This window comes from Sulfuricurvum sp. (assembly GCF_028710345.1).
Taxonomy (GTDB): Bacteria; Campylobacterota; Campylobacteria; order Campylobacterales; family Sulfurimonadaceae; genus Sulfuricurvum.
Map to the genome: position 1 here is coordinate 341,133 of NZ_JAQTUH010000001.1, position 23,648 is coordinate 364,780.

A 23,648-nucleotide genomic window follows, 5' to 3' on the forward strand; every position below is an offset into this window, starting at 1 on the left:
TCAATAAAAAAGGGGTTATTTAGAGCGTTTTCGATGAATATTTGCAGTTGGGATAAAAAAAATGATATTTGAGCGTTCGATTTGAGTAATTTTACCGTGGCTGAGCAAGTTTTCGAAGCGTGTTTTGGACTCAGTATCGAAAAGGGCATTGATATCATCTATACTCAGCGGACGTTTATCGAGGGTAGTAAGGATCTCGTGATCACTGTACATGCTTGGTGTCGCTGAAGCATGGGTGCGTGAAACGATATGGATTGGTAACTCAGGATCAAAATGGTGTGCGATGGTGTATAACGCTTCAAAACTTAATCCTTGCACTGCATACGCAGGAGGACGATCAATCGTACCGATATCGATACGGTTGCAGTGAATTTTGTCGAGAATACGGTTTAATGCATCTACTTCTGTGTCAGAGTCATTAACCCCTTTGACAAACAATATCTCTAAAAAAAGTTTTCCCGTATAGACGTTGGAAAAGCGGGTGATACTCTCTATAATGGTGCTGATTTCAATCCCTTCTGCGGGGCGATCAATCTTTTTAAAGGTTTCGGGAGTCGCCGCATCGAGGGAGAGTTTCACCTGATCGATTTTTAAAAGGGTGTTAAATACCGTAGGATCACTTAAGCAGGCACTGTTGGAGAGAATCAAGGTCTGGACGGCACCTTTGATCATATCAATCTGTTCTACAAGAGTGTCCAAATAAGGATACATCGTGGGCTCACCGTTTGCAGTGATCGTGATTACATCGATGTTAGAGTGTTTTATTAAAGACTCTTTTAAATCGGTAATGATTGTCTCTATGGGAGTGACGGTATGCTGATATGCCATGGCAGGTGCAGGGGCAAGCTCGCAGTAGAGACAATCAAAGTTGCATTGTTTGTCAGAACTGGAAAGGTCGATCCCTAATGACGCACCGAAACGGCGTGAAAAGACGGGACCGAAAATAGTGGACATGGTTAGAAAAATCCGTCATCCTCGGGCTTGACCCGGGGATCCATATTAAAAAACGATAGCTGGATTCCCGCCTTCGCGGGAATGACGAAAAGTTTAATCACTTTTTACTCACGCGTTGGCATTCACGAACGAAGTGTTGCGCGTTCTCAACCGGAACATCGGGGAGAATCCCGTGACCGAGGTTGAAGATATGGCGATGTCCACCCATAATCTCTTGGATCGCTTCGACACACACGGTCGTTTGCTCTTTAGAGTATAGGCGGCACGGTTCCATATTTCCTTGGAGGACGTAGCGATCCCCAAGTTTTTCTTTCGCCAATGCCATTGGAGTGCTCCAGTCAACTCCGAATACGTCGAAATTTCCGTACACTTTATCTAAAAAGGCAGGAATCCCTTTTGGGAACATAATAACGGGGACATGAGGGTATTTTTCTTTTAAATACTCAGCGATTTCGACCATATAGCTCCACGAGAACTCATCGTATTTGCTTGGCTCAATAGCGGCTGCCCAACTGTCGAAGATTTGGACAACATCAATCCCTGATTGAATCTGTTTTTCCATGTAAAATTTGACCACTTCGGTCACTTTACGGAGGATTTTATGGAGAAGTTCAGGATTTGAGTACATCATTTTTTTGCAGATGTTATAAGTTTTTGTCCCTTGCCCCTCGATCATGTAGGTAGCCAATGTCCACGGTGCTCCCGTAAAACCGATAAGGGCTTTGTTGTCGTCACGCGCATCAAGCTGTGTACGCAAAATCTTGATCGTTTCATATACATAGGTAAGTTTAGAGGCAGCTTCTTCTCCGCCGATGAGCGCATCCAAATCTTCTTCAGATGCGATGGGAGAATCAAAAACGGGACCTTCACCTTTGATGAAATCGAGTTTCATCCCCATCTCATTTGGGACAACCAAGATATCACTGAACAAAATCGCCGCGTCAACACCGACAAGATCGACAGGTTGAATGGTCACTTCTGCCGCCATATCGGGTGCATGACAAAGGTTAAGGAAATTTCCGGCACGTTTGCGCACTTCCATATACTCAGGGAGGTAACGTCCCGCTTGGCGCATCATCCAAACAGGGGTGTAAGGGGTCTCTTTACCGAAACATGCATCGACGAATATTTTACTCATGGTGACCAACTTTACTCAGGAAATAAAGACCGACAGAAACGGCCGTGATGGAGAGAGCAAGATAAAATAACTCTAATGCTCCATTAAACTCTGTACGTCCAACTTTTTGAAAAAAACCGACGACGAGAACCATAACGATAACTTTTGAGATTTTATCTTTGAGTTGATCGAGGGAATGGACAGCGAGGAGTTGATTCTCTTTTCCGTGTTCATCTTTGGCAGGATCGATATCGGAGATAAAGAGCTCGTATAAACCGAAAGAGAAAATAATCATTACAACACCGATAAGGTATAGATCAACCGCACCGATAATCCCCCCGATGACATCTTCGTGAAAATGTTCTGGATGTCCTTGTGTGAGGTAGGAATTAAGAACGTATGATGCTGTATGATAGATATCAAAACTGGCAATTGTAAAGAGCAAGATTGCACCGAGCAAGCCAAAGACGACTGCTAAAACAATGATGAATCGTGAACTCCATAAGCCGTGTTCAAATAGGTTTTCGATGAAATTCATCACTATTCTCCTTGCATCTCTACCCATTTTTGGGCGATGCGGACGGCATTGGTTGCCGCACCAACACGGAGATTATCGGCAACCACCCACATGTGTAAAACATTATCACGGGTTAAATCGCGGCGAATACGTCCGACAAACGTCTCATTTTGATCTATACAAAGAGAAGGCATTGGATAAACACTCTCATACGGATTATCAAGGACGATGATATTGGGTGCTTTACTCAATAATTCACGTGCTTCATCAGCATCAACAGCCCCATCAAAAGTGAGAGTAAGGGTTTCTGCATGACCGCGAAGGGTTGGGATACGGACACACGTGGCACTTACTTCAATATCTTTGTGCATAATTTTTTGGGTCTCATTCACCATTTTGAGCTCTTCTTTGGTGTAGCCACTATCGGTAAATGAATCGATTTGAGGGATAGCATTCAGAGCAATGCGATGAGGGAATTTTTTTGGTTCTGCATCATCGAGTTTAAATGCAAAAAAGGCTTGCATTTGCTCAACCAACTCTTCCATTGCCGTTTTACCCGCACCGGAAGTCGCTTGATAAGTGCTGACATCGATACGTTGCAAATCATACGCATCATCGAGAGGCTTAAGTGCTTGCACCATTTGGATGGTGGAACAGTTAGGATTGGCGATGATACCGGTATTTTTCCATTGAGCAATGTCTTCAGGATTGACTTCAGGAACGACGAGAGGGACATCTTCAACCATACGAAAATGGCTGGTATTATCGATAACAACAGCACCCGCAGCAGCTGCATAAGGGGCAAATTCTGCTGATACACTACCACCGGCACTAAAGAGAGCAATTTCGATATGTTCTTCATCGAAGATAGTAGGGGTAAGTTCTTGGATAGGGAGCTCTTCGTCATTAAATGTGACGGTTTTCCCAACACTTCGAGCGCTGGCAAGGGGGATTAAGTTAGCAAGAGGGAAATCAATCTCTTCCAAAACACGTAAAATTTCTTCTCCGACAGCACCATTGGCACCGACAACGGCAACATTATAACGTTTCATTCGTATGTTCCTAAAAAGGGTGTATTATTGGCGCGATTATAGCGAAAGAGGGCTTGGAATAAACTGTATTAAATTGTTGTCATCCTGAACTTGATTCAGGATCTGAGATTGCGGATCAAGCCCGCAATGACGGAGGGCTAAATTCTTCCAAATCCTCGTGCTTCTAAAAAGAGGTCATTGGATCCGATTATGTCACCATCACTGAGTATTGCGGCACGTTCGACAACGGAGATAAGTTCTCGAATATTCCCCGGCCATCCATAGAGTTGCAAGGCGGCTTTTGCCTCTTCATCAAATTTTTTCTGTGTGAAACCGTATTGGGCACAGTTTTGCTCTAATATTGATGTTGCAATAGAGAGAATCTCTTCTCGACGTTCCCGCAAGGGTGGGATAATCAGAGGGATAGTATTGAGACGGTAATAGAGATCTTCACGAAATTTTCCATCTGTAATATTTTGTTGAAGATTGGCGTTCGTGGCACATACAATTCGGACATCGATTTTGACACTTTTAGACGATCCTAATCGTCTTATTTCACGCTCTTGTAAAACACGCAACAACTTAGCTTGAAGAGTGTAGGGCATTTCGGCAATTTCATCAAGAAAAAGTGTCCCTCCATCTGCCAGTTCAAATTGACCGATTTTACTCTCAATCGCATCGGTAAAAGAGCCTTTTTCAAAGCCAAAAAGTTCACTTTCAATCAAGTTTTCAGGAATGGCAGCCATATTAATAGCGATAAAAGGTTTATCATGACGAGACGATTGATCATGAATATGGTGGGCAAATACCTCTTTACCGACACCACTTTCTCCTAAAAGCATGATACTCGCATCGGTTCGAGCCGCTTTGTTAATGTAGCCGAGAAGCTTTTCGAGTGATGGCGAAGTTCCCAAAAATGAGCCCAATTTACGTGGTGATTGTGGATGAGAAGGGGAACTTTTTGGAGTTTTTTTCTGAACAGTAGCACTTCTCTCGATAGCAGCTATTAGTGTTTCAATCTCGAAAGGTTTGAGTAAAAAATCTTTTACCCCCAGTTGTATCGACTCGATAGCACGAGTAAGGGTAGCATTACCGGTAATAAAAATAAGTTCAAATTTTCCGCCAAGGGTTTTGGCAAATTCGATACCATCCATTCCCGGCATATTAATATCACTGATAATGAGATCAAAGCTATCATCGAGTTTTTTAAGGGCATCTTTAGGGTTTTTATAGGTATGGACTTCATAGTCAGGATAGTCTGACATCGCAATTTCGAGCGATTTACGCATATTGATATCATCTTCGACGATTGCGATTTTCATGTAATCCACCCCTATTGTAATAGGGTGATTGTAGCAAAATCCTCATTAAAATCGACCGCATAACATTGGGCAGGCAATGTTAATGTATCGTGTGAATTCTGAAAAAGAGGAGAAATGAGACTATTACTTTTGAGCTGTATTGGTTGTTGCATTGCAAAGCTTAAAAATTCTTCTTCATGATTTTGGATGGTAGTTTTAAGTGATTCATCTGACGTGCGTTGTAAACGGACAAAAGAGGTTAAATTTCCTTTGCAGGGAACCATTGCTTTAGAAATTGAGAGTGTTTCATTTTGCAAAGTAGCATTATTGGTAGTGAGACGATACCCAATTAGGTAGTCATCTCCCATAAGCCAAGAGGAAAAAATTATTTGGAGAGTTGTGAATAAGAGAGGACAACTTCGAGTTGGACTTCGCACAAACCATCTTTAAAGGTAGCATCAACGATGTTAGCACCGCGAACAAGAGCCGCAACGGAGGTATTAACGCTTGAGCGTTGCAACATCATATTTTTGACAGTATCTTGTCCCTCAACATTTACCCCTTTGACCCGTTCTGCAATTTGACGATAGCCATCGGCAAGTGCAGCACGTTTAGCAAGTGCGTATGCTTGTGCGGGAGAAGCGATTACGGTAGGAGCAACCCCTTGTCCAAAAACAGTAATAACGAGCTGTTGAGAGGAATTAAGTATGGGCTCTACACAATTACCATCAGTTCCGCTATACACACAACGTACTTTTTGATCATCCGACGCAAGTATGCCTGCGTTAAGTGATGATACGGCAAGGCATAATGCTAAAATTGTCGAATATTTCATAATGAATGTCCTTTGAAGGGTTAGTAATAGCTAATTAAAGCAATTACTATTCCAAAATTAATGTTCCTTCAGTTGCTTCACCCTCTTCACTATCTTCTTCGTCCTCTTCTTTTTTCGGACATCGAGAGATACTTTTTACATCATCCCCTTTGATAATGTAAACACCACTGGTGTTACGTCCTGATTTTGCAATCGTTTGCATATCTACACGGATCATTTTGCCCGCTTTGGTGAGTGCCATCATATCCATAGTCTCATCGACCATCAGACATCCGACAACCGTAGTTCCTGTTTTGGCGTTGAGTTTCATAGCGATAACACCGGTTCCGGCACGGTTCGTGAGGCGGTACTCTTCGGCTGTTGTACGCTTACCGATCCCTTTTTCACTCACCATCAAGATCTCTTGTTCATCGTTTTTGATGATATTGGCATCAACAACAACATCACCCTCTATTTTGAATTTGATACCGCGCACACCACGGGTACTACGTCCTTGATCACGGGTTTTCTCAATTTCAAATTTGATACATTGGGCAAATTTAGTGACGATAAAGAGATATTTTGTCTCCTCATTGGCGATGTGTGCGGTGATCAGTGTATCATCATCATCGAGAACAATTGCACGGACACCGTTGCTTCGAACGTTAGAGAATTCATTGAGTGCAGTACGTTTGACAATACCGTTTTGGGTGAAGAATACTAACGATTTATTTTCATCAAAATCGCTGGTCGGGATGATAGAACGAATTTTCTCATCGGCTTCAAGATTGATGAGGTTAACGACTGCTTTACCTTTTGCGGTACGAGAACCTTCTGGGATTTTGTACACTTTCAACCAGTGGAGCTGACCGCGATCGGTGACAAACATCAAGGTATCGTGGGTATTACAGGTATAAAAGCGTTCGATAAAATCATCATCATAAGTGGTGACAGCAACTTTACCTTTTCCACCGCGACGTTGTTTTTCATACGCCGCGAGAGGGACACGTTTAATGTATCCGCGATGGCTGATGGTAACAACCATTGGCTCGTTCGGAATCAAATCTTCGATATTAATATCATCATAATTGTCTTCGATTTCGGTTACACGGTCGATATCAAATTGTTCTACGAGCTCGATGAACTCCTCTTTAATGATCCCTTTGAGAACCTCTTCACTTCGGAGGATTGATTCAAGGTAGTCGATATGTGCCAAAATCTCTTTAAGCTCATTTTCGATTTTTTCACGCTCTAAACCTGTAAGACGTTGAAGACGCATATCCAAAATAGCTTGGGCTTGAATAGGGGAAAATCCAAACTCTTCGATAAGCCCGTTTTTAGCAGTCTCACCATCTTTACTTGCACGGATAAGTTTGATAATTGCTTCGATATGGTCAAGCGCTTTTTTCAAACCTTCCAAGATATGGGCACGTGCTTTTGCTTTTTCCAAATCAAAGATAGTACGGCGGATGATAACCGTTTTACGGTGATTGACGAAATGACCCAACATCTCTAAAAGGGTAAAAACACGTGGCTCTTGGTTGAAAACTGAGAGCATAATGATTCCGAAAGTGGTCTCCATATTGGTTGACTTATAGAGGTTGTTGAGGACGATTTCACTCATTGCATCCCGTTTAAGTTCGATAACGACACGGATACCTTCACGGTCTGATTCATCGCGGATTTCACTGATCCCTTCGATAAATTTATCTTTAACCAGTTCAGCGATATTTTCGATTAATCGAGCTTTATTAACTTGATACGGGAGCTCATCAATAACGATAACGTCTTTGTTGGATTTTTTCTCAATATGGGTTTTCGCACGTACACGGATACGTCCGCGACCTGTTTCGTATGCGTCTAAAATCCCTTTTTTACCATAAATGGTTCCGCCGGTTGGAAAATCGGGAGCTTTGATAAATTGCATAATATCGATGAGTGAAGCATCCGGATGGTCCATGAAATAGACAAGTGCACTCAAAACCTCTTTTGGATTGTGCGGAGGGATATTGGTTGCCATCCCGACGGCAATACCGGATGAACCGTTAATGAGAAGATTTGGTACACGGGTCGGGAGAACGGCAGGTTCTTGCGTTGTGCCGTCATAGTTATCAATCATATCGACTGTATCTTTTTCCAAATCTTTGAGCAACTCTCCCGCATAACGGGTCATACGTGCTTCGGTATAACGCATAGCTGCCGCGTTATCTCCATCAACCGAACCAAAGTTCCCTTGACCGTCTACGAGCGGTGCACGCATCGCAAACGGTTGTGCCATACGAACCAAGGCATCATAAACCGAAGTATCACCGTGTGGATGATACTGTCCGATAACATCCCCGACGATACGGGCAGATTTTTTGTATTTTGCACCTGCTGATAGACTGAGTTTGTCCATCGCGTACAAAATACGACGATGTACCGGTTTAAGTCCGTCTCGAACATCGGGAAGAGCCCGCCCGATGATTACGCTCATAGAGTAATCAAGATAACTACTCTTTAATGTGTCTTCTATATTAATGTCGTTGATTTCGCTGTTGTCTAACAGATCGTTCATGCAGTCCCCGAAAAAGTGAAGATTAAGTCGCCTATTATAGCGGAGTGAGGCTTAATGTTTATAAGATTTGGCTAAGAATCACTATTGATTAAATTTTAATCAGTTATTTGCATTTTTATGCCTTCTTTCATAGGTAAAATGGTGGTTGAGTTTTCAATAACACATTTAAAAGGAGAGAAAATGAAGAAATTCATTTGGCCATTAGCGCTTACGCCTATTATGGCATTCGCAGACGAGGCAGTAGCAACAGCAACCGATGCTGTAGCAGCAACAGCAACAGCGGCAGCTGAAACAGTAGCAGCAGCGGCACCGGTACTTGACCATGGAGATACTGCATGGATGATGATATCAACAGCACTTGTTTTGTTGATGACACCGGCTGGTTTGGCATTGTTTTATAGCGGTATGACACGCTCTAAAAATATTTTGAATACTTATGCAATGGTATTTGGTGCTTTTGTTATCGCATTTATTGCATGGATCGTTGCAGGTTTCTCTGTAGGATTCGGTACAGCAGATGGTTCAATGAATCAAGTAATCGGTGGATTTAGTAATGTAATGCTTAACGGTATTAAATGGGATGATTTACAAGATCCAAAATTAGGTTTATTGTTCCCTAAATTTGTGTTTGTAGCGTTCCAAGGGACATTTGCGGCGATTACGATTGCCATCGTTGCGGGATCTATTATTGAACGTATGAAGTTCTCTACATGGATGGTATTTGCAGCGATTTGGACAGTAGTGGTTTATGCTCCGATTGCCCACATGGTATGGGGTGGCGGTTACCTCTTTAACCTTGGTGCTCTTGACTTTGCAGGTGGTACAGTTGTTCATATGAACGGCGGTTTGGCTGGTTTAGTGTTAGCGGTATTAATCGGTAAACGTGCTGGATATCCAAAAGTAGCGATGAAACCTGCGAGTGTTATTTTGACAGCTCTTGGTGCATCTCTCCTATGGTTTGGTTGGTATGGATTTAATGCCGGTTCAGCGTTCGGTGCAAATGCTATCGCTGGTGTAGCATTCTTATCTACAACTATTGCGGCTGCGGTTGCTTCAGTAACATGGATTTTACTTGAATACATGGTGTTCAAAAAAGCAACATTGCTTGGAGCAGCGTCTGGTGCGATTGCCGGTCTTGTTGCGATTACTCCTGCTGCCGGATTCGTTTTGGTATCGGGTGCATTTACTATCGGTATCACCGGAGCATTGGTTGCATTCTTCGGAGTAATGGTATTGAAGAAAAAATTGGGTTACGACGATTCATTGGATGCTTTTGGGGTACACTTCCTTGCAGGTCTATGGGGTGCGATTGCAACCGGTATCTTCGCTGTCAATGATAAAGCACTTCTTTGGGCAGGACCGCTTAAAGATTCGGGTGATCGTATGGGACAAATTATGGTACAACTTCAATCGGTAGCAATTGTTGGTACATTTACCTTGGTTGGAACGATTGTAGTGTATTATATCGCTATGGCTCTTACTGGTGGATCACGTGTTAATGAAGAAGAAGAGAGCATGGGTCTCGATGAATCTGTACACGGTGAGCGTGGATTTAATCTATAATTACATACGCTATTGGAACTCGTCCCAATAGCTGCGTTAACACTAGGTTCTCTTCAGCAGAGAGCTCTTGCGTGGCTTACCACGCTTTATTTAAGAAACCTAATTTTAAGGACTTTAACAATGAAAAAAATTGAAGCGGTTATTAAACCATTTAAACTAGAAGATGTAAAAGACGCACTTGCTGAAATCGGCATTACAGGTATGACGGTCAGTGAAGTAAAAGGTTACGGTCGTCAAAAAGGGCACAGTGAATTGTATCGCGGTGCTGAGTATGTTGTTGATTTCTTGCCAAAAATCAAAATGGAGATGGTTGTGGATGACGCGATGGTTGATCAAGTGGTCAACACGGTTGTCGAAGCAGCACGTACCGGTAAAATCGGTGATGGTAAAATCTTCGTTAGTGATATTAACAAAGTTATCCGTATCCGTACCGGTGAAACAGATATCGAAGCTATTTGATCACATTGATTAAAATTTAATCAATAACTCTTCTTAAGACCATTTAATTGGTTATATAATGCACACCTTTATCTCTAATTAAAGGTGATGCATGGATACTGCATACGTGATCGACACTCTCTTTGCCCTTTTTTCAATCACATTGATTATTTTAATGGTTCCCGGTTTCGCGATGCTCGAAGCGGGTTTGGTGCGTACTAAAAACGTTTCTAGCGTTTTGACCGTCAATGTAATGATTTACGCGGTGGCTTCAATGGCGTTTATTTTGGTCGGATTTCATCTAGCGTTTGGAAATGCTCCTACACAAACGATGAGTTATTGGGCATTTTTTATGTTCCAAATGGCATTTGTCGGAAAAGCAATCAATATTATGAGCGGTGGAGTCGGTGAACGGGCAAAATTACTGCCATTAACCCTTTTTACGGTTGTAATGGGTGGCTTTATCTATCCAACGGCGGTGAATATCAGCTGGGGAAGCGACTGGATTAAGGATACTATTTTTGATTTGAATATGGTTGATTTGGCAGGTTCTACCGTTATTCACTCTACGGGTGGATGGGCATTGCTTGCGGCAATATTGGTTATCGGTTCACGTAAAGGGCGTTACGTAGGGGATCAAATGCGTGTTATCCCTGCATCCAATATTCCTCTTGTTGTTTTGGGAGCGATGTTGTTGTGGATCGGATGGTTCGGTTTTAACGGTGGATCTGTGGGGAGTATTGCCACTAAAGAGATGGCCGATAGCGTTGCTTTGACGGTTTTTAATACCAACGTTGCCGGTCTTGCAGGGGCAATTTCTGCGGGAATGTTGATCTATGCACGTTATAAACTTTTTGATATTACAATGATTCTTAATGGTGCATTAGGCGGTTTAGTCGCAGTAACTGCAGGTGCTCATTTATTTTCCCTTTATGATGCATTAGCGGTAGGATTTATCGGTGGAATTTTAGTTGTTTTGGCTATTCCACTGTTTGATAAAGTGCGTATTGATGATCCGGTTGGAGCATTGTCTGTTCATCTTGTGAACGGTATCTGGGGGACGTTGGCTGTCGGTATTTTTGCAAGTGATGCCGCAAAAAATATCACTTTTATAAATCAGTTTAAAGGGGTTGCGGAAATAGCACTGTTTGTGTTCCCTGTTTCTTTTATTATTATTTATCTCCTTAATAAGGTATTCCCTTTCCGTGCAACCGATGAGGAACAACAGCAAGGGCTTGATGTTAGTGAATGCGGGCTTGAAGCCTATCCTGAATTTAAAAGAGCCATTTGATTTATTACGCCATCGGAACGCGTCCCGATTGGCTACGCTAACGCTGAGTTTCGCTCGGCGCGATGCCCGCGCGCAGAATCAGCGCTTTATTAACACTTCTGTAACACTTCTTTATTATTCTTTCAGTGGGGTTTTTTGCCCCATATAACACTCTTTTACTGTTCACATTGTATAATTTGTTAATGTTGTATGCAAAGGGAAACTATGTCTATTGATTTTAAAAATGAGTTGAATAAGGTATATCTATGAAATCATTAACGCTAACTATGCCACTGGATATGCATGTACATCTTCGTGATGGAGATATGCTAAATATTGTTGCTCCGCTAACTTCGTACAGTTTTAGCGGTGCTTTGGTAATGCCTAATCTTGTCCCTCCGCTAACGACACTTGAAGGGATAAAAGAGTATCGGCATCGTATTAAAGTGGCAATGGAAGCGGATGATTTTGAACCCTATATGACCCTTTTTTACCAAAACTACACCCGTGAGTTTTTGGAGAGTGTGCAGAACCATATCACCGCTATTAAGATTTACCCCAGTGGTGCTACCACAAACTCTGAGGGTGGTGTTGTTAGTTTTGACATTGAGCCGATGCGTGAGACGCTTGAAGCGATGAGCGATTTGGGGATAATTCTTGCAGTACATGGTGAGACAAATGGGTTTGTAATGGATCGCGAAGCGGAATTTATGAGTGTGTATGAAAAACTTGCCATTAATTTTCCCCGTCTAAAAATTATTATGGAACATATCACCACGGCCGCAGCTGTTGAGATGCTTGATAAATATGAGAACTTATATGCGACGATTACTGTTCATCATTTGATGATTACCCTTGACGATGTAGCGGGAGGGATGCTCCGCCCCCATCTGTTTTGCAAACCAATTGCCAAACGTCCCGAAGATCGTAGCGCACTTTTAAAAGTGGCACTTGAAGCCCATCCGAAAGTGATGTTTGGCTCCGATTCCGCACCCCACCCAAAACATACTAAAGAATCGTGTGGGTGTGGAGCAGGGGTATTTACCGCTCCGATTGCCTTGCAATTGCTTTGTGAAGTGTTTGATGCGCATAAAAAACTCGATAATCTTCAAGCGTTTGTGAGTGATAATGCACAGAGAATCTATGGGATATGTCCCGATTTTAAAGAGGTAGTGCTTATAAAACACGATTTTGTGGTTCCTGAGATGTATGGGGAGGTTGTACCGATGATGGCGGGAGAAACTTTAAAATGGTCAATCGAACGTGTTGAGTAAAATACTTCTGCTCGAAGATGATCCTCTCTTCGGTGAATCGATTCAAGATTTTTTAGAGGAAGAGGGGTTTGAAGTAACTCTTTGCCCTAATGGACAAGAGGCTTTGAGCTCGACCTATGAGCATCAATACGACCTGTATTTATTTGATATTAATGTACCATTGATAGATGGATTATCACTTTTGAGTGAATTACGCGGTTCACATGATCAAACCCCTGCTATCTTTCTCACTTCTCACCAAGAGCTTACTGTACTGACCGAAGCGTTTAAAAACGGTGCGGATGATTATTTAAAAAAACCGTTTGCAACGGATGAATTGCTAGTCCGTATCCATGCTCTTTTACGTCGGAGTGGTGGTGGAGCGAAAGAGATTCAAAGTGTTGGTGATTTGAGTATCGACACCCAGCATAAAGTAGTTTTAGTGGAAGGAAAGGAGATACTTCTCTCACCGAAAGAGTATCAGTTAATGACACTTTTTATCCGAAATGCGGGTGAAGTGGTAACCAAAGAGATGATAACCAATGAACTATGGAGTGCTTCTGAACCTTCCAGTGAAGGAGCGATTCGTGTTTACATCACCAGACTGAAGCAAGAGATAGGTAATGAACGTATCCTGAATGTCAGAGGATTGGGGTATCGGCTTGTTCCGTAGTGTTGAAATTGCCCTGATTGCCCTTTTTGTGATGGGGGTTGCCGTTATTGTTGCGGTCATTTACACGCTCCATGAGATAGCTCATATCAATCAATGGGGGGTGATTGCGCTTGGGGTGTTAGTTGGCTCTATCGGATTGGGAAAAATCCTTTCGCATATCGCCATTGAACCGCTTAAAGAGCATTTTTATCATCTCGACCGTTTTTCAAAAGAGACACTTCATGAACTCAATCTTCCTATCAATACTATCACAGCAAATGTAGAGATGTTGCGTAAAACCCATATCGATGAGAAGTCTCAAAAACGGCTTGAGCGGATAGAATTGGCTGCGAAGATGTTAAAAGAACGGTATAATGAGCTCGATTATTTGATACAAAAACAGATGGAACGTGAAGTTATAAAAAACTTTGATCTTAAAGAGCTAATCGAAGAGAGATTTGTCTTTTTGAATGGTTTATACCCGAGTGTAGAATGGGATATCCGTTGTGAATCCTTTCTTGTAGATCTCGATCCTATCGGTATGGCTAAAGTAATCGATAATCTGGTGGATAACGGGGTAAAATATTCCCCTACAGAGCCATATATCACGATTAAACTCTTTAACAATGCGATGAGTATTTGTGACCGAGGGTGCGGTATGGATGAGGTGACCCTCATGAAAATTTTTGATTCGTATTATCAAAGTGATAAAACAATGGCGGGATATGGAATCGGGCTGGGGCTGGTTAAACGCTATTGTGATCGTCATCGTATAGTGTTAAGTGTTCAATCGCAAGTGGGTGAGGGGACGTGTATTACCCTTGATTTACCACGCAAAAAAAATGGTTAAAATCTAAAAAGGACAAAAAATGGAAAACAGCAGCATGTTAGAGTTCGCCCATATGGGAGTAGATTACGGAATCATCGGAATCCTTATTATCATGAGTATCACCTCATTATGGCTCTTTATCGAGAGAATGATGAGCTACGGCTCACTCCGACTCGAAGAGTACAAAAATAAAGAAGAACTCGAACTCGATTTGGGTAATAACGTGAGCACTATCGCCACCATAGGATCAAACGCACCCTACGTTGGACTACTAGGAACCGTACTGGGAATTATGATTACCTTCTATAGCCTAGGTGATATCGGAGCAGTCGATCCCAAAAAAATTATGACAGGATTGGCACTCGCCCTTAAAGCAACCGCAATGGGTCTCGTCGTCGCTATCCCCTCTATCGTGTTCTATAACATCCTGCTCCGTAAAATGGAGAGACTCCTCACTATGTGGGAAATTAAAAACAAAGGGTAACCCATGAAAATGAAACGTATGGATACCATCAACGTTATCCCCTTTATCGACATTATGCTCGTACTGCTCGTCATGGTACTTACCACCGCGACCTTTATACGAACCGGACTTATCCCCGTTGATTTACCGGATGCCAAGGGGAGCGCAACCGAGCATAAACCATCAGAACTAAAACTCACCATCAAAAAAGATGGAACCCTCTGGGTTGATGAAACCACCACGGTGAGTTTAGAACAATTCGAACAACGGGTTGTTTCAGGGGGAAAAGAGATGACAGTAGTGCTTTATAGCGATAAAGATGCGGCATTCCAAAACTTCGTCGGAGTGATGGATGTTCTCAAACGTCTGGGGCATGAACAGCTCTATATTGTGACCGATAAGCAAAAATAACGATGCATCAAATCAGTAATTACGTTTATGCTCAGGATGAACTTTTAGGTTGGGATATTCCGACTAAGCGTCTTCCTAATCCGTATAATGATTTTCCCTATATGGTATTAGAGGGGGTTCTTAGCCCCGCTGAGTGTCGCGCTATTACCGCTTGGGCATTGTCAGATAAAGAAGCGGTACGGGCAGAACTTCGTGGACGTGCTCTTGATACTGCTATTCGTAAAACCGATATTCATACCCTTAGCCCTGAACATCGCCTCATGTATGAGCACCGTTTTGATGCGGTTCGTCGTGAGATAGAAGAGTTTTTTGCTCTTTCGCTTAGTACACCAACCGATGTACAAGTATTAGGTTACGAGCAGGGGGGATTTTATCTCAAACACAGTGATGATGCGAGTGAACTTCGTAATCATGATGGCGATACAATTGGTTACAAAACAGTCGCTCCAGAGAGAGTCCTTACCACCGTCCTCTTTACCACCTCCTATACTCCCCATCCGACGGATACGGATCATTTTAGTGGTGGAGAGCTACTTTTTAATTATCTCTGTGATCAGTATGGCAATACGATAACTCTTCGCCCCGAAGCGGGAGATATGGTAGTTTTTCTCAGTAACCCTTATTTTTCTCATGAAGTGCTTCCTGTCAAAGAGGGGTTTCGACTCTCTCTTGTTCAATGGCATAATGCACTATAAAGAATTAGGAGCATAACCTAATCTATTTTTTGGTAGAATAGAGAATTATTTTTATTCTGAAGAGGGGGATATAAGCTGTTATGCTTATGAGTCAGTCACGCTTACGATCCCTTTTTTTGATTTCTTTAGCTCTTACTACATTTTTGAGCGCAGATGACACTCCTAAAGATGTGACAACAATCCCTTTAGAAGAGCTTCTCCAAACCGAATATATCCCCGCCAGTCACATCGCTAATCAAATCAGTAATGCCGCTTCAGCCGTATCGATTGTTACAGCGCAGGATATAAAAGATTACGGTTATCAAACATTAGGGGATATCTTGGGGAGTATGCGTGGATTGCATACCTTTCAAGATTATTCGTATACTTTTTTAGCAGGGCGTGGTTACAGTACCCCAAAAGAGTATGCAGGTCGAATCGCGGTACTGATTGATGGATACCGCGCTGATGATAGTATGTTTGGGCAAGCGTATCTCGGCAATGACGGAATACTGGATGTCTCGATGATTGAGCGTGTCGAATATATCCCCGGTGGGAGTTCGGCCGGATACAGTAACGGGGCATTACTGGGTGTAATCAATATTATCACCAAAAAAGGCTCCGACATCGATGGAACTCAGGTGGCACTTGGTTTTGGACGTTATGAAACTTTAAGCCGACGGGCTACATTTGGTAAACGGTTTGAAAATGGTGTTGATATCGTAACATCGTTTTCAGATTATGATAGTAACGGTCAAAGTTATACATATAATATAAATGGCATTGATACGCTTCAAAGTAATCAGCATGGTGAAAACTCAAAAAAACTTTTCGTTAAAGGTTCTTATGAATACTTTTCTCTTGTAGCTGCATACTCAAAGCGTAATGTCGATATTCCTTCTTATCCTTATGCCGGTGAATGGAACGACCAAGCGATTCACAATCATGATGAGAACCGATTTATTCGATTGGCTGCCGATTTCGATATAACCAATTATTTAAAATTCTCTTCTTCTGTTTGGTATGGTTCTTATCAATATGCATTAGAAGATTCTGTATCGATGAGCTCAATGGATTCTTTGATGGAGTTTAAAGATGATGCGAAATGGTATGGTGGTGATGTAAAATTGGTTGGAACATGGTTTGATGATCATGTTATTTCAATAGGAACAGAATACCGTCATGACTACCGATGGGATAACTCCCATGTTTTTACCGATGTTGTGGCAAATGATGTTTGGTGGTCATATCATGGGAGCTATCCGGCTAGAAAAACATACAGTGTTTATGGTTACGACGAGTGGAGATGGTCTCAAGTATGGGAATTAAATTATGGGGCTCGGTATGAAAAAAGTGATAATGGATATCATGCGTTCACTCCGCAAGCGGCATTGATTTGGAAACCCCGCTTAAGTACAGAAGTTAAACTCTCTACCGGTATAACCCATCGACAAGCAACCCCTTCAGAGGATACAACTCTAACACCTGAGCGTGTACATACAAATGAACTTGTTATTGAAGAGAGATTGGATCATCAAAACAAAATTCTAACCTCTTTTTATCAGTATCGCCTTCGGGACCAAATCTCTAAAAAAGATAATAACGGGATTGATGCTCGTGGTGTGGAAGTGGAATTTGAGAAATATTGGGATAATCGTACCCGTCTGCGGACGAGTTACGCCTATCAAAATGTAAGCGAGTCGGATACCGGACTTGCATTAGTAAACGCACCACACCATATTGCCAAATTGAATTTTTCGGTACCATTTGTGGACGAAAAATTACGGATGGGGCTAGATATACAGTATTTGGGAACTCGTCCACTTTATACGGATGCACGTCAAGAGTATGCCCCATCTCATACATTGACGAATCTAACTCTTCTTTCACATGAATGGGTTCCTAAGAGTGATCTTTCGCTAAAAGTGAGTAATCTATTTAATAAAACGTATGGGGATGTTGTTGATCCGCAAAGCAACGGAGATTTACTTTATCCTCAAAATGGGCGGGCATTTTGGATTCAATGGGAGTATAACTTCCGATGAAACAGATAATCGTACTCTTTTTTGTAGCTGTCATGCTTTCAGCGGGACTTCGAGCGGATGCTCTTCCAGAATACACACTTAAAGCAGCGTATTTATATAATTTTGCCCTGTTGACCGATTGGCCGAAAGAGGAAGAATCAACTGGGTTTAACATGTGTTTTTATAAAGAAAACTTGGGGAGTGCTTCTGATGCTCTTCAAAATAAAATAGTTGGAAATAAAAAAGTTAAAGTGTTAAATGTGACGACTGCCGAAGAAGCTAAAGGGTGTCAAATGCTTTTTATCCCTGAAAGTGAGGGGCAAAACGGTGAAAAAATGATCCGTCAATTGGTCAAAACACCGGTTCTAATCGTTTCAGAAAATGCGAGTAGCAATGATGCTCATATTGTTATTATTCGAGAAGGACGAAAACTTGCTTTTGATATTAGTCTGAAAGCATTAAAATATAGTAATTTATTATTGAGCTCTCGATTATTGAAATTGGCACGTAAGGTTGAACAGTGATTTTTCTCAATCGTTTAAATGAATGGCCTATCCAAAAAAAATTGATTTATTCACACATGTTAGGTATCTTTCTTGCTTTTTTACCCGTATTTTTAGTGATGGTTGTGTACGAATATTATGCTTTACGTAATGCTGTGCTACATGAAATAAGAGTTCAAGCGGAGATTATAGGGGAAAGTTCCGCAGCAGCAATGGCATTTAGTGATAAAGAATCGGCGTTTGAGACTCTTGCGTCATTAAATGGGTCAGAAGATATGATTGCCGCGTATTTAATTCTTCCTAATGGAGGATTATTTGAAAGTTTTTATTATTCTAAGAAAGCTAAGCCACCTTATTTGAAATCTTTAAATACTCCTGTCATGTACAATGAACATTTCTCTTTTTCTGAGGTTACGATTGTAAAGCCAATTTATTTGCGCACGGAGTATGTTGGATCATTGACACTTGTTAGTGGTTTAAATTCCTTTTATACGCGTTTATCGTTTTTTTGGATACTTATTTTATCGGTAGCACTATTTGGATTTGTACTTGCCCGTTACGTAGCTTCTAAGATCAGTCATACTATTACAGAACCATTAATGCATTTGATTGCTGTAGCACAAAAAGTGACTTCTGTACAAGATTATAATGCCTCAATATCAATTGATTCCAAAGATGAGGTAGGGAAACTTTCAAAAGCTTTTGGGGAAATGATGTCTCAGATTCATAAGCGGGATCTTTCAATGCAGCAACTTGCGTATTATGATCGCGTGAGTGGAATTGCAAATCGTCATTACTTTGAAGAACGGATTGTTCAGGCTGTAGGGAATGCTGAACGCTATGGAACAGTTTGTTATCTTTTGATGATCGATTTGGATGATTTTAAAATAGTAAACGACAGTATGGGACATGATGTTGGTGATATGTTACTACGTCATGTCAGTGAAAGTATTATCCATACTCTTCGACAAAATGATTTTATTTTTCGTATCGGAGGAGATGAATTTGCTGTGATTATTGAGAGTACATCTAATCTTGAATCGATTGAACAAATCGCACAGAAAGTTATTTTTGCAGTATCAACTCCTGTAGCTTTGGAAGGACAATACGTCAAGGTAGGAGCCAGCATAGGTGTTAGCTGCTTTCCAAAACATGCGCATGATGTTCGTTCGTTAATCAGAACAGCTGATGAAGCAATGTATGAAGCAAAAAATAATGGAAAAAATAATTTTCAGATATACCGAGGATAAAATCTAATAGTTGACTTCAATAATCAAATGAAGCAAACTTTTTTAATCTACTTTCCCTCTTCAAAAGATACATAACAATATTACTTTGTACAGTACCATAATATTAACTACTTATTAGCTTCCATTTTTATGTAATAACTGCATTGAAATACTTCTAAAAAATAAAATTATTCATTTAATAAACATACGAAAAACCGTATATAATATATATTAAAATATATATTTAACTATATATAGTGTTTTTAATAGTAATTATAAAGTATAAATAATCATATAAAATACATTAAAATATATATATTAAGTATTTAAATTCAGTTTAATACTTATTTAATTCAAAAAAACGTATACTGCTCTGATGGAAACAAACGATCTTTTTAATCTCTTGCATAATGCTCTTGAGGCACAGCGTAACGGGAAAAAAATATCGCAAAAAGAGATGGCAGAGACATTGGGTATTTCCATGCGCACCTACCAAGACTGGCGGTTAGGTAATGCTAAACCTCAAGCAGCCAATGCGGTGCTAGAAATGCTAGGGATGTTAGAGGATGAAGAGATAATTCGTGTGGTGCGACGTATTAATAAATTAAAAGGTGGCAAATGAGTTGTTTAAGCGAACGTGAACGTATAGCTTTAGATGATATCTTTTTATCCATGTCGGTGAACCAATCACCGTTTGAGAGATGTAAAATGGCATGTAATAATTATGCGCCGCGTTTAAAAGAGGGGGCAAAAAGTGTTATGATATTGGTTCACCCTCAAAAATATTTAAAAAGTTATCAAAATGCCAAACTTTTTGTTCGACGAAAGCAAAAGAGGATAGGACGACGATTAGGCTTTTTTAGTCATAAATAATTCTTTAATAGGCTAAATAGTCTATAATATCGCATCTTAACTCAGGGTGTGTTATGCGCTACTTTTATTCTTCCTTTTTAATCATGGCTATCGGTTTGATAGCCGCTTTTTATCTTGGCGGTCTTGCCGCTGTCTACATCACTTTTTTATTAATCGTCCTTGAAGTCTCTCTCTCGTTTGACAATGCGGTTGTCAATGCCAAAGTGTTAGAGACGATGGAGCCGATTTGGCAAAAGCGGTTTATCTATTTTGGTCTTCCGATAGCTGTTTTTGGTATGCGTCTTGTGTTCCCCCTTGCGATTGTTTCGATTGTTACGGGGATGGGACTTATAGAGACATTACAAGTTGCGATGAATCAACCGGATGTATATGAAAAAGCACTTAAAGGGGCAGAATCGACTATTTTTGCTTTTGGTGGGGCATTTTTGTTGATGGTATTTTTAGACTTTTTCTTCGACGAACATGATGTTAAGTGGGTGACGTTTGTCGAAGGTTCTAAAGCGATGGAACACGTTTCCGGGATTGCTAATATTGAGTTAATTACAGCGATAATCGTAGGGATTGGTTTGGGACATGTGACACAAGATTTTGGTGTCGTATTGGCATTTATGTATGGGGTATTGCTTCACTCATTACTGGGGATGCTGGATCATTTCCTCTCATCCGATACACTAAAAAGTGGGATAGCTGGATTTATCTATCTCGAAATACTCGATGCAAGTTTCAGTTTTGATGGTGTCATCGGAGCGTTTGCCCTCACCAGTAATATTTTCATTATCATGATCGGATTGGGTGTAGGTGCGATGTTTGTACGGAGTATTACCCTCTATTTTGTTGAGCACAAAACATTATCTCAATTTCAATACCTTGAACACGGTGCCCACTATGCAATCGGTATTTTAGCGATTATTATGTTGATGAAAATCACCATGCCGGTAAGTGAAATGGTGACTGGAACCATTGGGATTGGATTAATATCCATCGCTTTCATCCATTCGATATACGAAAACCGACAGCTCAATCAAATTTAACGCGCATACCGTTTAGTACTCCCTATGGGAGTGCCGTTTTGAAACATTACTTCGGATTCCAATTTCCCATTTTCGTAATAACTTTGTACTAATCCGTTCTGCTTACCTTTGGTGTAGGTAACAATCGATTCAAGCTGTCCGTTTTCGAAATAGCTTTTGGTGATACCGTCACGTTTGCCGTTGATATAATTCATTTCAGCTTCAAGCTTACCGCTTTCAAAATAACTTTTAGCAGGACCGTTTTTAACCCCATTTTCATAACTCTCTTCGAGTTCGATATTCCCATTGGGATAAAACTCTTTTTTTATCTCAGCGCTATTGACGATAGATAATAAAGAGAGAAGTAGTATAAATGATTTCAATAGTTGTCTCCAAAATAGTATTTGTTTATTCTATAAGATAAATCCTTATAGAATATTAAAAAATATTATCGTGAGTGTTTGATGGTGCGATAAGCTTTTAGAGTTCCATAGAGACTGAGGGTAAACCAGATAGCTTCCATTATAAAAGAAGCAAGGTTCCATGAATAGAATAACGATATAAGGATCATGATTGCACCAAGTGTGTTTAAAAGTGAAAACGAGAATCCTTTTGGATTCATTCGATCGACTTGCATTAAAATATAGGCTACAACGATAATAAAAACGCCGATGATGCCGATAATATCTCCAAAGATAGGATTCATAAAAGTTCCTTGCGTGGTAAAGAGTGGAAAAGAAGATAGTCTGTTTTACCACGAATGTCAAGGGTTTGTATTTATGAAAAGTTTTATGTTAGATAAAAACAAGAAGCTTTTCGTTTGGATGGATAGCAATATGACCCTCAAGGGTATTAAGTGCGGTAATTATTGAATCAGAAAGTTGTTCGAAACGGCTAAAAAGTTGTTGTATTTTTTGCTGATCTTTTTTTGTAATGACCGAAGGATTAAGTCCTAAAAGTGTTTTTAAATAGGAAGATTTTATCTCTTTGGTATATGTGGAATGAATTTCTTGATAAATTGGTTGAAGTTCATTGTAGAAAAGTTCAATGTTTAAGACATATTTTTTTAACTCAGGAAACTTTTTAAACTGTACAGAGCGACCAAAAAACCATTTTGAAAATTCTGAATTATTCAAATCCTGTGGAATGGTTGTTACATCCACAGGTAAATTATCCGCCATATGTTTAATGCGTCGATTTAAACGTTTATGTGCGGTGGTTGCACAATGCATTTCGTTTAAAAGTTGTTGTTTTATGATAAGACCATAGTTTGTGAATTGAGGTTTACACATTGTTTTATTCCCCTTACATAGAAATGATTATCTAATTTTAGGAGATGATTGTGTGTGAATTGTTGCAATTTTTTCATTGTGATTAATTTATGTGGAATAAAATGGTAAAATTGAGTTAAATAATTTAAGTATTGCTGTATTTATAATATATTAACTTTTAGGAGCGCTGTCATGATGCAATCTGATCTACAAATGCTCAGAGAAAAAAGTGTCCTTTATGCTGAAGATGATACGATCACTCGTATTCAAATGACAGAAATATTAGAGATGCTATTTGCCAAAGTATATGTCGCCAGTGATGGAGAAGAAGCTTACTATCTTTATGAAGATACATCCCCGGATATACTCATCACTGATATTAAAATGCCGAAAAAAGATGGATTAAGCCTTATTCGAAGAATACGTCAACATAATTATAAACTTCCCATTATTTTGATGACCAGTTTTGCCGAGCAAGAGTTACTTTTGAGTGCGGCAAATCTTTCGATTGATGGTTATCTTGTTAAACCGGTAGAGCTTGAAAAGCTTACGTCGACAATTACCAAAGCGATTCAGCGTACTTATAAAGATGAAGGGCTTATAGTGTTAAGTAACCATCTTTATTATAACTTTGCCACAAAAGAGCTCTATCAGAATGGGAAAGTTGTCGTTTTGGGAATAAAAGAGCAAGAGCTATTGTTGTTACTTTTAAAGGACCGTTATAAAACAATTACTAAAGACGAGATAGGAAAAGCCCTTTGGCCGTTTGACCCAATGTGTGATTCAGCTATAAAAAATATTATTTTGAGATTACGTAAAAAACTAGGCGCAGATATTATTGTTTCTGTTCGCGGAATAGGGTACAGACTTTATAATAGTGAAGTTTTGAGCTAA

The 23,648-nt window shown here is 40.4% G+C and carries 27 protein-coding genes; 16 read left to right on the forward strand and 11 right to left on the reverse strand.

The features are described 5' to 3' along the window. Window positions 1–15 precede the first annotated feature (15 nt). The 8 genes from PHC76_RS01805 to gyrA all read right to left on the reverse strand — a co-directional run bounded on the left by PHC76_RS01805 (window position 16) and on the right by gyrA (window position 8,291). Entirely contained in the window at window positions 16–954 is a 939-nt protein-coding gene (locus PHC76_RS01805; protein WP_299970848.1) for a radical SAM protein, read from the reverse strand. Between the two features lie 97 nt (window positions 955–1,051). Continuing rightward, window positions 1,052–2,092, reverse strand: a complete 1,041-nt coding sequence (hemE, locus tag PHC76_RS01810; protein WP_299970850.1) for a uroporphyrinogen decarboxylase — start codon at window positions 2,090–2,092, stop codon at window positions 1,052–1,054. Beyond that, on the reverse strand, window positions 2,085–2,609 hold the full coding sequence (locus PHC76_RS01815) for a YqhA family protein (RefSeq protein ID WP_299970852.1): 525 nt from the start codon (window positions 2,607–2,609) through the stop codon (window positions 2,085–2,087). Before PHC76_RS01815 ends, hemE begins: the two co-directional genes overlap by 8 nt. Before the next feature lie 2 nt (window positions 2,610–2,611). Beyond that, window positions 2,612–3,640 (reverse strand): aspartate-semialdehyde dehydrogenase, encoded by a 1,029-nt coding sequence (locus tag PHC76_RS01820; protein WP_299970854.1) that lies wholly within the window; start codon window positions 3,638–3,640, stop codon window positions 2,612–2,614. A 137-nt stretch (window positions 3,641–3,777) separates the two neighbouring features. Then, window positions 3,778–4,941 (reverse strand): sigma-54 dependent transcriptional regulator, encoded by a 1,164-nt coding sequence (locus PHC76_RS01825; RefSeq protein ID WP_299970857.1) that lies wholly within the window; start codon window positions 4,939–4,941, stop codon window positions 3,778–3,780. Between the two features lie 11 nt (window positions 4,942–4,952). Then, window positions 4,953–5,237: a hypothetical protein gene (locus PHC76_RS01830; protein WP_299970860.1), complete on the reverse strand. Its 285-nt coding sequence runs from the start codon at window positions 5,235–5,237 to the stop codon at window positions 4,953–4,955. A gap of 68 nt (window positions 5,238–5,305) precedes the next feature. Then, on the reverse strand, window positions 5,306–5,755 hold the full coding sequence (locus tag PHC76_RS01835; protein WP_299970863.1) for an LPP20 family lipoprotein: 450 nt from the start codon (window positions 5,753–5,755) through the stop codon (window positions 5,306–5,308). Window positions 5,756–5,801: 46 nt separating this feature from the next. Next, the gene (gene gyrA / locus PHC76_RS01840) at window positions 5,802–8,291 is read right to left on the reverse strand and encodes a DNA gyrase subunit A (protein ID WP_299970866.1); all 2,490 of its coding nucleotides are present in this window, start codon (window positions 8,289–8,291) and stop codon (window positions 5,802–5,804) included. A 180-nt stretch (window positions 8,292–8,471) separates the two neighbouring features. Between gyrA and PHC76_RS01845 the strand changes: the two genes are divergently transcribed. From PHC76_RS01845 to PHC76_RS01915, 15 genes are all read left to right on the forward strand, one after another. Further along, entirely contained in the window at window positions 8,472–9,854 is a 1,383-nt protein-coding gene (locus PHC76_RS01845; RefSeq protein WP_299970869.1) for an ammonium transporter, read from the forward strand. A 120-nt stretch (window positions 9,855–9,974) separates the two neighbouring features. Beyond that, window positions 9,975–10,313, forward strand: a complete 339-nt coding sequence (locus PHC76_RS01850) for a P-II family nitrogen regulator (RefSeq protein ID WP_299970872.1) — start codon at window positions 9,975–9,977, stop codon at window positions 10,311–10,313. 91 nt (window positions 10,314–10,404) lie between these two features. Beyond that, a complete protein-coding gene (locus PHC76_RS01855) occupies window positions 10,405–11,583 on the forward strand; it encodes an ammonium transporter (RefSeq protein ID WP_299970874.1) in 1,179 nt (392 codons plus the stop codon). Window positions 11,584–11,828: 245 nt separating this feature from the next. After that, window positions 11,829–12,836, forward strand: coding sequence for a dihydroorotase (gene pyrC, locus PHC76_RS01860; RefSeq protein WP_299970877.1), 1,008 nt, complete (start codon window positions 11,829–11,831; stop codon window positions 12,834–12,836). Further along, the gene (locus PHC76_RS01865; RefSeq protein WP_299970880.1) at window positions 12,826–13,488 is read left to right on the forward strand and encodes a response regulator transcription factor; all 663 of its coding nucleotides are present in this window, start codon (window positions 12,826–12,828) and stop codon (window positions 13,486–13,488) included. The genes pyrC and PHC76_RS01865 overlap by 11 nt, the downstream gene beginning before the upstream one ends. Next, on the forward strand, window positions 13,454–14,317 hold the full coding sequence (locus PHC76_RS01870; RefSeq protein ID WP_300209747.1) for a HAMP domain-containing sensor histidine kinase: 864 nt from the start codon (window positions 13,454–13,456) through the stop codon (window positions 14,315–14,317). The genes PHC76_RS01865 and PHC76_RS01870 overlap by 35 nt, the downstream gene beginning before the upstream one ends. A gap of 19 nt (window positions 14,318–14,336) precedes the next feature. Further along, complete coding sequence (exbB, locus tag PHC76_RS01875) at window positions 14,337–14,780, forward strand: TonB-system energizer ExbB (RefSeq protein ID WP_299973985.1); 444 nt, start codon at window positions 14,337–14,339, stop codon at window positions 14,778–14,780. Window positions 14,781–14,783: 3 nt separating this feature from the next. Continuing rightward, window positions 14,784–15,170 carry a biopolymer transporter ExbD gene (locus PHC76_RS01880; protein ID WP_299973987.1) on the forward strand — a complete coding sequence of 129 codons (387 nt, stop codon included), beginning with the start codon at window positions 14,784–14,786 and terminating at the stop codon, window positions 15,168–15,170. A 2-nt stretch (window positions 15,171–15,172) separates the two neighbouring features. Then, the gene (locus PHC76_RS01885) at window positions 15,173–15,865 is read left to right on the forward strand and encodes a 2OG-Fe(II) oxygenase (protein ID WP_299973990.1); all 693 of its coding nucleotides are present in this window, start codon (window positions 15,173–15,175) and stop codon (window positions 15,863–15,865) included. A gap of 86 nt (window positions 15,866–15,951) precedes the next feature. After that, window positions 15,952–17,889 (forward strand): TonB-dependent siderophore receptor, encoded by a 1,938-nt coding sequence (locus PHC76_RS01890; RefSeq protein WP_299973993.1) that lies wholly within the window; start codon window positions 15,952–15,954, stop codon window positions 17,887–17,889. Continuing rightward, window positions 17,886–18,392, forward strand: a complete 507-nt coding sequence (locus PHC76_RS01895; protein ID WP_299973996.1) for a YfiR family protein — start codon at window positions 17,886–17,888, stop codon at window positions 18,390–18,392. The genes PHC76_RS01890 and PHC76_RS01895 overlap by 4 nt, the downstream gene beginning before the upstream one ends. After that, window positions 18,389–19,621: a sensor domain-containing diguanylate cyclase gene (locus PHC76_RS01900; protein ID WP_299973999.1), complete on the forward strand. Its 1,233-nt coding sequence runs from the start codon at window positions 18,389–18,391 to the stop codon at window positions 19,619–19,621. Before PHC76_RS01895 ends, PHC76_RS01900 begins: the two co-directional genes overlap by 4 nt. Window positions 19,622–19,976: 355 nt before the next feature. Beyond that, window positions 19,977–20,222, forward strand: a complete 246-nt coding sequence (locus PHC76_RS01905; protein ID WP_299974002.1) for a helix-turn-helix transcriptional regulator — start codon at window positions 19,977–19,979, stop codon at window positions 20,220–20,222. Next, the gene (locus PHC76_RS01910) at window positions 20,219–20,473 is read left to right on the forward strand and encodes a hypothetical protein (RefSeq protein ID WP_299974005.1); all 255 of its coding nucleotides are present in this window, start codon (window positions 20,219–20,221) and stop codon (window positions 20,471–20,473) included. Before PHC76_RS01905 ends, PHC76_RS01910 begins: the two co-directional genes overlap by 4 nt. A 53-nt stretch (window positions 20,474–20,526) precedes the next feature. Next, window positions 20,527–21,504, forward strand: a complete 978-nt coding sequence (locus PHC76_RS01915; protein ID WP_299974008.1) for a DUF475 domain-containing protein — start codon at window positions 20,527–20,529, stop codon at window positions 21,502–21,504. Here the strand turns inward: PHC76_RS01915 and PHC76_RS01920 are convergent. The 3 genes from PHC76_RS01920 to PHC76_RS01930 all read right to left on the reverse strand — a co-directional run bounded on the left by PHC76_RS01920 (window position 21,501) and on the right by PHC76_RS01930 (window position 22,775). Continuing rightward, window positions 21,501–21,866 carry a toxin-antitoxin system YwqK family antitoxin gene (locus tag PHC76_RS01920; protein WP_299974010.1) on the reverse strand — a complete coding sequence of 122 codons (366 nt, stop codon included), beginning with the start codon at window positions 21,864–21,866 and terminating at the stop codon, window positions 21,501–21,503. The two genes, PHC76_RS01915 and PHC76_RS01920, sit on opposite strands and share 4 nt — an antisense overlap. Window positions 21,867–21,931: 65 nt before the next feature. Continuing rightward, window positions 21,932–22,189, reverse strand: coding sequence for a hypothetical protein (locus PHC76_RS01925; protein ID WP_299974013.1), 258 nt, complete (start codon window positions 22,187–22,189; stop codon window positions 21,932–21,934). Between the two features lie 88 nt (window positions 22,190–22,277). Further along, on the reverse strand, window positions 22,278–22,775 hold the full coding sequence (locus PHC76_RS01930; protein ID WP_299974015.1) for a hypothetical protein: 498 nt from the start codon (window positions 22,773–22,775) through the stop codon (window positions 22,278–22,280). A 171-nt stretch (window positions 22,776–22,946) separates the two neighbouring features. Here PHC76_RS01930 and PHC76_RS01935 point away from each other — a divergent pair, with 171 nt between their 5' ends. Next, window positions 22,947–23,648 carry a response regulator transcription factor gene (locus PHC76_RS01935; RefSeq protein WP_299974018.1) on the forward strand — a complete coding sequence of 234 codons (702 nt, stop codon included), beginning with the start codon at window positions 22,947–22,949 and terminating at the stop codon, window positions 23,646–23,648.

Excerpts from the sequence above, each read along its gene's own strand:
- PHC76_RS01935 (WP_299974018.1), top strand. The coding sequence starts at position 22,947 with ATGATGCAATCTGATCTACAAATGCTCAGAGAAAAAAGTGTCCTTTAT.
- PHC76_RS01805 (WP_299970848.1), bottom strand. The coding sequence starts at position 954 with ATGTCCACTATTTTCGGTCCCGTCTTTTCACGCCGTTTCGGTGCGTCA.
- PHC76_RS01820 (WP_299970854.1), bottom strand. The coding sequence starts at position 3,640 with ATGAAACGTTATAATGTTGCCGTTGTCGGTGCCAATGGTGCTGTCGGA.
- hemE (WP_299970850.1), bottom strand. The coding sequence starts at position 2,092 with ATGAGTAAAATATTCGTCGATGCATGTTTCGGTAAAGAGACCCCTTAC.
- PHC76_RS01910 (WP_299974005.1), top strand. The coding sequence starts at position 20,219 with ATGAGTTGTTTAAGCGAACGTGAACGTATAGCTTTAGATGATATCTTT.
- gyrA (WP_299970866.1), bottom strand. The coding sequence starts at position 8,291 with ATGAACGATCTGTTAGACAACAGCGAAATCAACGACATTAATATAGAA.
- PHC76_RS01895 (WP_299973996.1), top strand. The coding sequence starts at position 17,886 with ATGAAACAGATAATCGTACTCTTTTTTGTAGCTGTCATGCTTTCAGCG.
- PHC76_RS01825 (WP_299970857.1), bottom strand. The coding sequence starts at position 4,941 with ATGAAAATCGCAATCGTCGAAGATGATATCAATATGCGTAAATCGCTC.
- PHC76_RS01890 (WP_299973993.1), top strand. The coding sequence starts at position 15,952 with ATGAGTCAGTCACGCTTACGATCCCTTTTTTTGATTTCTTTAGCTCTT.
- PHC76_RS01850 (WP_299970872.1), top strand. The coding sequence starts at position 9,975 with ATGAAAAAAATTGAAGCGGTTATTAAACCATTTAAACTAGAAGATGTA.
- PHC76_RS01870 (WP_300209747.1), top strand. The coding sequence starts at position 13,454 with ATGTCAGAGGATTGGGGTATCGGCTTGTTCCGTAGTGTTGAAATTGCC.
- PHC76_RS01845 (WP_299970869.1), top strand. The coding sequence starts at position 8,472 with ATGAAGAAATTCATTTGGCCATTAGCGCTTACGCCTATTATGGCATTC.
- PHC76_RS01885 (WP_299973990.1), top strand. The coding sequence starts at position 15,173 with ATGCATCAAATCAGTAATTACGTTTATGCTCAGGATGAACTTTTAGGT.
- PHC76_RS01905 (WP_299974002.1), top strand. The coding sequence starts at position 19,977 with ATGGAAACAAACGATCTTTTTAATCTCTTGCATAATGCTCTTGAGGCA.
- PHC76_RS01815 (WP_299970852.1), bottom strand. The coding sequence starts at position 2,609 with ATGAATTTCATCGAAAACCTATTTGAACACGGCTTATGGAGTTCACGA.
- PHC76_RS01925 (WP_299974013.1), bottom strand. The coding sequence starts at position 22,189 with ATGAATCCTATCTTTGGAGATATTATCGGCATCATCGGCGTTTTTATT.
- PHC76_RS01855 (WP_299970874.1), top strand. The coding sequence starts at position 10,405 with ATGGATACTGCATACGTGATCGACACTCTCTTTGCCCTTTTTTCAATC.
- PHC76_RS01880 (WP_299973987.1), top strand. The coding sequence starts at position 14,784 with ATGAAAATGAAACGTATGGATACCATCAACGTTATCCCCTTTATCGAC.
- PHC76_RS01930 (WP_299974015.1), bottom strand. The coding sequence starts at position 22,775 with ATGTGTAAACCTCAATTCACAAACTATGGTCTTATCATAAAACAACAA.
- pyrC (WP_299970877.1), top strand. The coding sequence starts at position 11,829 with ATGAAATCATTAACGCTAACTATGCCACTGGATATGCATGTACATCTT.
- exbB (WP_299973985.1), top strand. The coding sequence starts at position 14,337 with ATGGAAAACAGCAGCATGTTAGAGTTCGCCCATATGGGAGTAGATTAC.
- PHC76_RS01915 (WP_299974008.1), top strand. The coding sequence starts at position 20,527 with ATGCGCTACTTTTATTCTTCCTTTTTAATCATGGCTATCGGTTTGATA.
- PHC76_RS01835 (WP_299970863.1), bottom strand. The coding sequence starts at position 5,755 with ATGAAATATTCGACAATTTTAGCATTATGCCTTGCCGTATCATCACTT.